This window comes from Corynebacterium sp. NML98-0116 (assembly GCF_001767255.1).
In the GTDB taxonomy this organism is placed as follows: domain Bacteria; phylum Actinomycetota; class Actinomycetes; order Mycobacteriales; family Mycobacteriaceae; genus Corynebacterium; species Corynebacterium pseudogenitalium.
Genome location: NZ_CP017639.1, coordinates 309,877 through 321,932, shown reverse-complemented (window position 1 = coordinate 321,932; position 12,056 = coordinate 309,877). Strand labels below are relative to the sequence as shown.

Below are 12,056 nucleotides of genomic sequence, written 5' to 3'. Positions count from 1 at the left end.
AGGACCAGTTCAATTAAACTGGAAGACAAATGTTAATAATTGTCGACACAATTACGGCCAATTACGCAAAAGTAAAAGTTGCTACCTATTGCAGTAAACACAATAGGCAACAACTGTAATTTTCTTACCAAGACTTTAGGCAAGATTTACGAAATGTAGCCCCCTGTATGGGGGAGGAGGCTACATCACCATCCTTTTATGTCTTCGGCGTATCGGTTTCAGGTGCTTTCGGAGTGGACGTCGATACGTTGTTGTCCTACTTCGAGGACAGCTTCACCGACTTTCCGGAGGAGCCCTTCAGCTCCAGATCCTTCACAGAGGAGCTTGGTCCGCCGGGCTTGCAGGCATCGTAAATGAACGTGCCTGCCAGGACACCAGCAGCGATCAGCGCGATGCCAGCGACAACCATGCCGAGGTCCGCACCGACGGTGCGCAGCTGGGCGTTGATGCGCTCCGCCTGACGTGCCATCTCCGGGTTGAAGATGCCAGCCTGCTGCTGGATGCGGGTGTTCGCAGCCTGCAGCTGAGCCTCAACTTGACCAGCGAGGTCACTCAGGACCGGGATCTGAATCTGGGAAGCCAGACCCAGTGGCAGCAGCGCGATCAGCGGCAGACCGAAGCCCACAGCAGTCGCTGCGCAGGCTCCAGCGTTGACCTTGCCAGCAACCGTGACGGTCTTCGCCTTATTGTCATGGCCGTCCCTCACGTTGACCTTGTCGCCCTGCTTGAGCTCAACGCCCTTTGGCAGATTCACGGACCAGTTGCCGTTCGCGTCGGTCGTGGCCTCAAGTTCCTTACCATTCGGCAACGTGACAATGATTGTCTCGTTCGGGCGGTCGCCCTTGCCGGAGATCTTCGTGTCACCAGCCGTAATCGGGTTCACCGTCGGCGCGGTGGTGTCCGGCTTCTCGCCGTCGTTCGCAGGGTCGGAGCCAGCCTTGACCTCAGCTTCATTCGTGACGCCGTCACCGTCGAAGTCGCCATTCGGATCCAGCAGCGACTTGCCGTCCTTGCCGATCAGGTCGAAGTTGGCGGTCGCGCTGTTCGTCGAGTCGTCTTCGTAGGTGAAGTCAACCTCGACAGCCGGGCGAGCGAACGGTTTGAACGTCTCGAAGAACTTATCCCAACGCTTCTCGACGTCAGAGCTCTTGAGTTCCGGCAGCTTCGCCTTGAACTCGTCAGAAACATCCTTCATCGACGGCGCCTTCGCTGTGAGCACGCCGTTTTCCTGCGGGGTGAACGCCCACTTCTCAGCACCCTCAGGCTTCTTCACCTCAGCACTCTTCACCGGAGCCTTGGTACCGAACGGGTCGTTGGTGTTCTTCTCACCATCAACCGGAACGCCCGTGACCTTGTCGTACTCCGGCACGAAACGCTCAGCGTCGGTGCCGACAGTGATGGTCGTCTGCACCTCGTCGGTAGAGCCGTCCGGGTAGGTCACAACAACAGTGACGTCGTAGACGCCCGGCTTCGAGGTGTCCGGGTTCTCCTTGTACTTAAACGACGTGCCCTTTGGCAGGCTGTCCGCGTCCTTGATGTTGCCCTTCGCGTCCGGGGTGCCGCCGGTCTTGACCTTCTGGTCTTGGCCCTGCGGGTCGTTCTTGTCGGCGTCGGTCGCGTTCTTCTGCACCTTGACGTTAGCGTTGACCTTGTCGGTGGTGCCATCCGGGTAAGTGGCGACGATGGTCACCGGCTTGTCACCCTCAGTGGAGGTGTCCGGTGTCTTTTCGTACTCGAAGGTCGTGCCCTCCGGCAGCTCGTCGATGTTGGTGACGTGATCCTTTGCCTCAGGGACCTCATTCGGCGCGACGGTCTTGTCCTGGACTTGCGGCTCGTAGGTGTCGGCGTCCGACTTCTTCGGCTGCTCCGGCTGCGGCTTCGGCTCCTCCTTCTTCGGATCCTCCACCTTCACGGTGGCCTGCACCTCGTCGGTGGAACCATCCGGGTAGGTCACGATAACCGTGACCGGCTTGTCGCCAGCGGTAGAGGTGTCCGGATCTTCCTTGTACTTGAACGTCGTGCCCTTCGGTAGGCTGTCAGCGTCCTCGACATTGTCCTTCGGTTCCGGCTTCTTGCCGGTCTCAACCGTCTGATCCTTACCCTGCGGATCATAGGTGTCAGCGTCGGACTTCTTCGGCTGCGGCTTCGGATCCTCCTTCTTCGGATCCTCCACCTTCACGGTGGCCTGTACCTCGTCGGTGGAACCATCCGGGTAGGTCACGATGACCGTGACCGGCTTGTTGCCAGCGGTAGTGGTATCCGGGTCTTCCTTGTACTTGAACGTCGTGCCCTTCGGCAGGCTATCCGCATCCTTGACGTTGTCCTTCGGTTCCGGCTTCTTGCCGGTCTCAACCGTCTGATCCTTACCCTCCGGGTCGAACTGCTCAGCCTGATCCTTGGCAACCTTCACGGTCACCGGCACCTCATCGGTGGAACCATCCGGGTAGGTCACAACAACGACAGCCTTCTTGTCACCAGAGGTGTCAGTCTTCGGAGCATCCTTCCAGGAGTACTTGGTGCCCTCCGGAAGCTCGTCCTTGTTTGCGATCGAGTCCTCAGCCTTCGGCTCGGCGTTCTTCGCAACCTCCTGGTCCTTGCCCTGCGGGTCGTACTTACCTGCCTGGCTTTGCACCGTGATCTTAAAGGTCTTCTCAACCGGCTTGCCATCCTTATCAACGACCGGCTCGCCGTCCTCGCCGAGAACCTTCACGGTCACCTCAGCAGGCTCATCCTTCGGCGCCGGCGTTGTCGGAGTGCCCTCAATCTGGCCCGTCTCCTTGTTGTACTTCAGGCCATCCGGCAGCCCCGTGACCTCAACGGAACCACCAGTTGGTAGCTTCTCAACCACCACTGCGATCGGAGTAATGGGTTCGCGGACGGTGACTGTGGCGTCGTCAATATCTTCGATACTCGACGGCGCAGAGTTTGCATCCTTCGATTTCGTGCCAGCCTTCTCTTCATCGACGTCATCGATACCGTCGCCGTCGTCATCCTTATCCGTGACATCCGGCTCACCGTCACCATCAGTGTCAAGCTTGAACACCGCCTCAACGGTATCTTCCGTGCCGTCCTTGTAGGTAACAACGACGGGCACCGTGACAACCTCAGCTGTGTCATCGGCAGGCTTCTCCGGAGCAGTCACCGTGACCTTTCCGGTCGCGGGATCTACATCAACCGTGTACCCGGCCGGGGTTTCAAAGGCTGGATCCTTCTTGAACGAAACACCTTCAGGATGCTCAACGGCGGTCTCTGTAACAGTTCCATCAAGCTGCTGAGCAAAGAACTTTGGCTCAGTCGAAGCAGGTGTTCCTGGAACCACACGCTGCTCATCGTAGGCTGGTTCAACTTCGTCGCGTTCACCCGCAATACGCACAGGCGCAATCGCGCCGTTCGTCGTACCGTCGGAGTATGTGACTCGGACCGGGATTTCTTCAATATCACCAGGCTTGAGCGCATGGCCGTCACGTCCGTTCGGACCAGCCGTGAATGTGACTGCACCGGTCTTCGGGTCGACAGCCACGACCCAGCCCTCTGGGATCGCATCCTCGACGACCTCAAACGTTGCGCCCTCTAAGCGTTTGTCATCAGCAGGGATCGCCTCACCCGTTTCGAGGTCAACAAACGTCGCAGGCTTCGACGAGGTTTCCTCGCCGATGCGTGCAGGGGTCTCCTTGTACTCCGGCCCGACCTCTGCCGCGATGCCAACCACGGCGGTGAACGAGTCGGACCCAAGCGGGATACGTGCGCCGTTCTCGTCCAAGCCATACAGCGTCGCCGTGTAGATGGTCTTTTCCTTGAGGTCCTCAGGAACACTCACGGGGCAGTTCGGCAACGTCCCGGCAGAGGACGCAGTGAGACCATTGCCCTCACCACTCGGAAGCAGCTTGCCTGACGAATCGGCACCCTTGCAGACCTGCAGGACCTTGCCGTTCGAGTCCGTCCACTCAACCTCATACAACGCGTTCATATCCGCCGCTGGCAAGCTGGCGGTCTGCGCGAACGTAGAGTCACCCTTCCGCGCGAACTTCGTCTTCGAATCGTACTTTGCTACTTCGAAATTGATTCGGTTCGGGAACAGAACCATGTCCCACGACGAAATGTTGTAGTTAGGGGTGCGGAGTACTGCTTGCATACCACGCATATCGAATTGATCGGCCGGCTCAGACGTCGCCAGGTTCGACACACCCCAGTTTGTGGACGTCAACCCCTGCCACACGTTTCCACGCCAAGCGCCCATGTTGGACGTTCCCTCTGGCAGGTCAGGAGCCTCCACGTACATCCAGTCCCAGTTCACGTGTTTGGCATCAGCGTAGAGGTACAGGGCATTCGGAGTGAACGTGCCATCGGCGGCGTCCTTCGCTACCGTGCCCGCCAGCTCCTCCGGAACATACCCCGGTTTGTTCGGCGAGATACCGTAGGTTCCCTTGAACTGCAGACGGTATTCACCATTACCGTCCGTCGTCGTGGTGACCTTTTCTGCAATCCAATCAGGGTTTTGCTTGATCTGGTCGCGAATCCACGCTTGGAGTTTCGTCTCATCCTGGATATCCCAACCCGCACCGCGGAGGGTGTGGTCCTGGAACTCTGATCCACGGTTCTCCTCAGCGTATTTGGTAATCGCGTTCACTGCCTTGTCAGAGAGATACGCACCGACAACCTTCAGCCCCTTGACCTTACGGTCACCGCTTGGACCAGCCAGATCTTTCTGAGCTTGTTTGCCCAGACCTTGGTTCAGGTTCCAGTACGCTTTACCTGTAATGGCTCCGCCGTTCGACCACGGCATCTTCTTTTCTTGCTCCGAGACCTCTCGCCATCCGGATTCTGACCCAAGCATCTCCTCGGGCTTCGACTTACGGACGAAGAGCTGGTGCGCGCTAGACACATAACCAGTCGGGGTATTCCAGTAGACACCACCAGTGGTATCAATAACCGTCCCATCAGGCATCACGCGCTCACCGTAGCCACGCGCAGCGCGGAACTCGTTGCGATCGTACCCATCAACCCAGATCTTTACCCGCTGTCCACGCATTCCTGCAGTGAAAGCGTACTGCGCCCAAAACTCGCGATATTGGCCTGTCGGATCCAGGTACGGACGCATATTAATCGCAAACGTGCCGTCTTCATTGACCGTCGTTTTATAGATAGGTGAAGCCACATTGGGTTCGCCACCGGTGGCCGACTTGTCTGGCTTTTCAAACCACTGCGCGTATACGGTAGCGCCTTTGAAGTTTGCGCCGGTTCCTGAGTTCACAGCTGGCAGCGCTTTGCCATACTCTGGCAAGCTCGGACCCCATGAGCTACCCGGTAGCTGGTCGAAGACCATGGCGTTACCGCTAATTGTGTGCTTTCCGCCGCTGACGCCGGGCGAATAGATCGCGCCGTACGGATCGGCATCGTTCGCTGCTGCTTGCTGCGCTTCCTTGTTGGCGTCAGCACCGGCAACTGCAGGAGGGTTGTCTTGTGCAAACGCAACAGGTTGAGCCAGCGGGGCCACCAGTGCAAAGGACAACGCCGCGGCAGCAATCGAAGTACCGCGACGTGCCGTGATGCTCTTTCGCATATGTTTCTTCCTTCTTCCCGAAGATCTGAATGTCCAGAAAGTTGTGTCCGTGCCCGTCAATAAGGTGCACAGACCTTTCCCGAAACTAAACAATATCGACAGGAATGCACCGTTCCTGGAATCCTTTTTCGCAAGAAACTTGCGCAATTTCACCCAGATTCAGCGCCTATTCGGCCGTTATCCACGGCAGCCTGCATCGACTCAAACTGAAGCCTCTTCCCCGGCCGGTTACTTTTCTTTTGGTTAAAGCGTTTTAAGAATGGATTGATAACGGCCCTATTTCTTGTGATTTTCGACAGCAGCCAAGCAGATTACCGTCGAACATTCCTTGAGGCTCAACAGCAATAAAACTCAAACACATCCACCGAAACATAAACGTAGCGCTCACAGCATTTGCGTCAGACCTTTAGCTCGACGGCTCGCCTAGCAATTGCCAAAAGGAGTTTCTCTCCGAGTTTTCCTGGACAAAAATCGGGCAAAGTGTGGGCGAAAACTTCCCTGCAAACACAGAACGCCCCTCAATGGGGGCGTTCGTACGGTTGATATAGGTTTGTTGACTTCTGGTTCTCTACACAGAAGCTGAGGTAGACCGACGGAAACTCCGGCGCGTTCTCCTCAAGTACGTCGATCTATAAAGCGACCAGCTCGAGCGCCACATCAGGAATTTTCAATACGCAGGCGCTGCCTCATACCATCGATAAATCGGCGTTCAGTCTCGAGCGAAAAGCGAGCATGAATCAGTTGGCGGCTACGAGTCAACGCCACCTGTTCATATTTACAAACAGCAAAGAGCTGCGGAAGGGCGATATCGCAGACAAACGTTTCCCATGCACCCAAGTCGAATTGGGGGCTATCATCTCGTTTATCCCACACACCTTCAGCCTGAACGGTGTAATACACCTTCCCCGGCTCATTTAAAGCAAGGTTCAACCGAACCTTCACCTCATCTTGAGCGTTTGCCTCATTAAGCGTCGGAAGCTGTGCGCCGAGGCTCAAAGGGGCCTTTCCATGAGGATTGGGACTGTTCGGCGTTGGAAACACTGCCACTGCGGGAGTGCTAAAAGTTGAGTGGCTAAAGAACCTGTTGGACAGTTCATAGACATTGTCGACCACTTGAATCACCCATGTATCGGTTGAAAATCCGACGTGCCATATTCTTCAAACTCACGTGCCAAATCGATATCTTCACTCACCAACTCGACATCGTAGGTGGCTTCTCGAGTGTCATACTGCGCTCGCCGTGCACGCTCCTCCGTGATAGTCGGATATGAATCACGCTTAAAAACGACGATACTTACGAAACCATCAATCGCCTCCGCGTAGTCCGCCAAGGTTTGAAGCTGCAGGTTGGATATGGGATTGATGGATTCAATTTGGCTCACCCTCGCCTTGGACAATCCGCCCATTCGCTCGCCGACTTGCTCTTGCGATAATCCACGTTCCTTACGCAAAGTCCGCATACTGTGGATAAGCTCAATGAACACCTCCTGCTGGTCAATGCCAGCTTTATCTTGTTCATACAACTGATCGAGAATGCTGTTCATCTTGAATTTCACCTCCATCTCAACAAAGTCAATATATAGCTTAACTTACTGACATTGTATCCAACTAGCTTAATCTGCATACATAGTGGGGTCGGGTGGTCTGACTTGGCTCTTTTCATCAGCCGCGAATCGAGTCACCGAAACCATGGCTCTGGCAATATCCTTTGTCTGCCTACCTTGTCGCGTTTGATCTTTCGTGCCGCCACCACCCACAAAGACTCGTTTCCGGGGTTTCCCCTCCAGGTCAGAGACATCGCTGAAGTAGACCCGGTGAGCCGACGCCGGATTGTCGTGCTGGCTGTATAACTCCCCCATCCAGATCAGGCTTACATCACTAGGCAATTGCGTCGGTTCAACCTTTCTCCCTACAGGAATTCGATGTACTCCATCCTCGTTTACGACTGAGTCCGAAAGCTCAACGTTATCCGATTCGTCGAGGCAGCTCCCAGGCCTGTTTAGCCAGTTAAGTTTGGCAAGAAAGTCCCTGCTGACCTTCGCATATTGACGCGGCGCTTTTCGATCTTTTCGAAGCCACGCGATGTATTCAGCGAATTCCTCGGTGACGTCCCAACGTTTACCGCCGTCATCACTATGCTCAGTTGGGATGTAGCAATGGGGCTGGCTGCCAAACTCCGGTGGATCGGACTCAAGAGGATTCAGCGACATACCCACATACTATTGCGCCGGTACCCTATCGATCATCAACCATTCGAACATATTTCCGACACCGTTTATTTTCGAAGTCCCGGTGCCCGTAATCATGTTCAACCGCAGAAGTCCCATCAAGGCTTCTTACTGCTCAGCCCGTCCTTATCCACCTCTGGCCCGCACTGCGTGTAGATCAGCGCACTGAGCGCCACGCCGAACGCCAGGAGGCCCGCGCCAGCCAGCGCGATCTCCGGGTTCTTCACGCCGGACTGGCCACCAGGGCCGAACGCGTCGGCCATCGCCTTGCGCATCGGAGCAAGCGCCTGCTGCACGCCAGGGATCTCCTGCGCCGCGATACCCAGCGGCAGCAGCAACAGCAGCGGCACGCCAGCCGCGACGGACACCGCGATGCACTTCTCCACTTCCCAACGCTCCGAACCGGAATCCGGCTTCTGCGCCGTCGTTGGCGCAGGCGTAGTGGTCTCGGTTGGCTGCTCCGGCTCCGTGGTCGGGGTCGGGGCGGGCACGGCGAACGGGTTCGTGCGCTGCTCCAGCTCGTCGAGGTTGGACACGCCATCACCGTCGGCGTCCGCGGTGCGGTCGAGCAGTGGGTGCTTGTGGGCGTCGAGAAGCTCGAAGGCTGCTGTGGCCAGCTCAACGCGGCCGTCCTCGTGCTCGACGATCACGTTGACCGCCGGGCGAAGCACGTGCTGGAAGTCCACCGCGAACTGGGCCCACACAGGCGGGCGCAGCTGCACCACACCGTCGCGGGCACTGCCGTAGGCCTCCTCGAAGAGCGCAGCCAGGAACTCCTGCGACGGTGCAACCGCGTGGATCTGGCCGGTGTTCTCGTCGAGGGTGAACTCCCAGCCGTGCGCGCCGGCCGGGGCGTGCATCTCGTAGCTGCGCACCAGCGCCAGCGAGTCGGCGAACGGATCGCGCGTCATGGCGCGTCCGCCCATGTCAACCGGCACGCGGCCGAGCGCATTATTCGGGTCGGCGTAGTTCGCGCGGGCGTCCGTCGGCGGAATCGGGGCCGCCGAGGTGGTCGGCAATGGGGTGGTGCCCGGCGCGGTCGCTGGGGTGGTCGGGGCCTGCGAGGTCGCCTCGCTTGTCGACGTCCCCTTCGTCGTCACCGGTGCTGGTTCAGGCGTCGCGGTGGACGTCGACGCCGTCGCCGTAGGGGCAGCTGAGGTCGGTGTGGTGGAGGTCCGCGCTGTCGTCGTGACCGGGGCGGCCACGCGGACGCGCACCGAGATCACGTCGGAGGAGCCGTCCTTGTAGCGCACCGTGATATCGAAGACCACGGTGCCCGGGGTCGCGTGCTTCGGCGCGTGCAGCTTCACCGCGTCGCCTTCGACGGTAACGCCCCAGTCCAGCGGCCCGCTGACGGAGACCACTGCATCCTTCGGCAGGGCATCGCCCAGGTTGTCCAGCGTGATATCCCCGTTGGCCTTCGTCGTCGCGCCCTGGTACTTCGGCGTGTAGAGGTCCGCGATGTTCTCGGTAACGCGCAGCGGAATGCGGCCGATCTCTTCGCCGGTAGAGAGCGCGGAGACGACAATCACGTAGTCATCGCCAGGCTTGGTCTCCACCGGAACGGTCAGGAGCATCGCGCCAGAATCCAGGTCCAGGTCTACTGAGGCGCCCTCAACAGACTTCCCTTCGGCACCGATGCGCTCCAGTCGAGCCTGTGCGTTGCCGGCGTGCTCCACCGTCGGAACCAGACGCTCCTGGTGGGCACCCGCCGCTACTGACTGCTGCTCAACCGTGCTCAGCACCGGCAGCGGCATGCGGAGGCGAACCTTCGCCACGCCGCGGATCGGATCCTCGTACGGGACGTGCGCCACGACCGGGACCTCAACATCAGTGAGCTGGCGGTGCGAAACATCGACCGTGAGCTCGCCGGTGTCGGCGTCGATAGTGACGCCCTCCACGGGGCGCTCCAGCTCGAACTGGGTGCCCTCGAACGTGAGCTTCTCACGCTTCTTCGTCGCGCGATCATCGAACGTCGGTGCCGGGAACTTCGCCGTCTGCCCCGGCTCCACCTGCTGCTCCTTGTACTCCAAGGCGTACTGGGCAACGTGCGGCACGAATGTCGCAATCGCGGCCGACACCGGACGCGAGCCCGGGCCCTGCGAACCCTGCGCATCATAACGCTGGATCTTGTTACTCGGGTCCAGCATCTCCACCGGGATCTCAATGCGCTCGCCAACCTGGTCCATGCGTGGCGTGAAACGGACCACGCCCTCATCATCCACGCTCACCTGGGACGCGTCAACCCCGAACGGCAGCGAGCCCAGCTGGAACTCCGCGCGCTCCGGCTTCTCCTCCAACGGATCCGAATCCGGGTTATCGAAGCTCGGCGTGGCAAGCGCCTGCCTACCGACGGCCGCCTGCACCGGATCCCCGTACTCCAAGAACATGTGCGTCACCGCAAACGAATCTTGCGCCAGCATCGCCTGCACGTTGCCAGCGTCCGACGCGTAGAACAGGCGGGCAATGTACGTATCGCCCTTCTTCGCATCATCCGGCACCTTGAAGTCACACGACGCAATGCGCGCCTGGTCATCCGGCGTCGTTGCCTTGCACTCGTGAACTCGTTCGCCTTCATCGTCATACCAGACGATTTTGTAGCTCAACCCCTTCGAAAGCGGCACGCCCGAACCAAACGTGCGAACCGTCTCCCCCGGAGGCGCCCAGTTATTGAACGTATTCCGCTTCTCCACGTGGAACTTCAAGGGGGCCGTCGATAAAGCGTAGCGCGGCGAGCTCACCAGCGTCGACCCCGCGTACGCCGAGCCTGCCCAGGCCTTCAGCCACGGCACATCCGAGCCCGACCAGTAGTCGAAGTAGCCACCACTCGGACCTGGGCCGCCCCAGTAGCCCAGTGCCCACGGGTGGATCGCACCGACGTTGTTCGGCAGCTCCTTGCCGTCCGGCGTCAAAATCGAAATATAGGTCCATTCCCAGTTGATGTGCTTGGAATACATATTGCCCTTGGCCCACGAGCCTTCATCCCACGACTCCGCAACCCGGTGATGCCAGCTTCCTACCAGACCGGGATAGCTGTAAGTGTCACCGTAGGTACCGCGCCAGTACAGGTTGAAATCGCCGTTCTCGTCGGTCCTGGTCATCGCCGTTTCCGCGATCCAGCTCTGGTCCTTCGCAACCTGCTCATTAATCCACAGCTGCAGCTGCTTCTCATCCTCCGGAGTCCACGATCGGCTACGCACCTTCTTGCCGAACTGCTTCTTGCCATACTCGAGCGTCTTCGCCACTGCCTCATCCGACAAGTAGGAGCCGACCACCATCATCCCAGCAGCCGGCGCATCCCCCGCATTGTTCGTCATCGACTCCTGGTAGCGCCGGTTATACGGCGTATCCACCGTATTCCAAAACATCTGCCCCGTGTACACACCAAACGGAGTTCCCGAGCCGTCATTCTCAACCCACTTCGAGCGGTCCTTCAGATGCTGCGCCGAGTTCCTCCGGTCCTGGTACGCCACGAAGAACCCATTCACCTTGCCGCCACGCCACCAACCATTCGTTTCATACGAAGGCGTCACATTGCCCAACCAATTCGTCGGCGGCACAATACCCGCCGGTTGATGAATCAGGCGGTAGTCATCCCGGACGCTCTCCGGCAGCTCCACCCAGACGCGCAGCTTCTCACGCAACTGATCACGCCCGCGATCACCCGAACCAACCACGCCGACCGTCGCATCCGCCAAAAACTCACGCTCCACCCCACGCGCATCCACATACGGCTGCAGCTTCAGCGAAAAGTTCCCGTTCTCATCCACCTCCGTATAAAACGTCGGCGACGAATGCTCCGTATACACGCCCTCATACCACTGCGCGAACACACGAATCGGCTCCCGACGCACCGGCGCCCACGTCCCCGGATGCAACGCCGGCGTCAAATTCCCCGAACCATCATCAACCATCACCGGCCGCCCCAGCGGCTCCCCCTTGCGGTTCGTCAGCACCTTCGCCGACGCACTCACCGTCCGCGCCGAACGCGCCACCTCCATCGGCACCTTCACCGAACCGCTCACCGTCGCCGGATCATCCGGATTGCCCGGCGAAAACAAGGCCTCCGTCGAATGCAGCGCCTGCGCATAATCCGGCGCCACCACATCCAAAAATGGCTTCGCTGCATCTACATCAATCTGCGCCGTCGCCTGCGGCACCACAATTGACGACGCCACCACCGCAGCAACCACCGCCATACCCAACCGGGAAGTGTTCATGCGCAGACAACTCCATCTCCAAAAAAGATTGCAGTAATCTGTCAATTA

At 58.8% G+C, this 12,056-nt stretch carries 5 protein-coding genes; all 5 read right to left on the bottom strand.

What is annotated here, in order from left to right; all coding sequences use genetic code 11:
• Positions 1-256: 256 nt before the first annotated feature.
• The 5 genes from BJP05_RS01320 to BJP05_RS01300 all read right to left on the bottom strand — a co-directional run bounded on the left by BJP05_RS01320 (position 257) and on the right by BJP05_RS01300 (position 12,008).
• Positions 257-5,560, bottom strand: coding sequence for a Rib/alpha-like domain-containing protein (locus BJP05_RS01320; protein ID WP_070361834.1), 5,304 nt, complete (start codon positions 5,558-5,560; stop codon positions 257-259).
• 657 nt (positions 5,561-6,217) lie between these two features.
• The gene (locus BJP05_RS01315; RefSeq protein WP_070361833.1) at positions 6,218-6,556 is read right to left on the bottom strand and encodes a hypothetical protein; all 339 of its coding nucleotides are present in this window, start codon (positions 6,554-6,556) and stop codon (positions 6,218-6,220) included.
• A gap of 122 nt (positions 6,557-6,678) precedes the next feature.
• A complete protein-coding gene (locus tag BJP05_RS01310; RefSeq protein ID WP_168156158.1) occupies positions 6,679-7,104 on the bottom strand; it encodes a helix-turn-helix domain-containing protein in 426 nt (141 codons plus the stop codon).
• A 69-nt stretch (positions 7,105-7,173) separates the two neighbouring features.
• Positions 7,174-7,770, bottom strand: a complete 597-nt coding sequence (locus BJP05_RS01305; RefSeq protein WP_070361831.1) for a hypothetical protein — start codon at positions 7,768-7,770, stop codon at positions 7,174-7,176.
• Positions 7,771-7,886: 116 nt separating this feature from the next.
• A complete protein-coding gene (locus BJP05_RS01300) occupies positions 7,887-12,008 on the bottom strand; it encodes a YPDG domain-containing protein (protein WP_145945224.1) in 4,122 nt (1,373 codons plus the stop codon).
• Between the last annotated feature and the right edge of the window lie 48 nt (positions 12,009-12,056).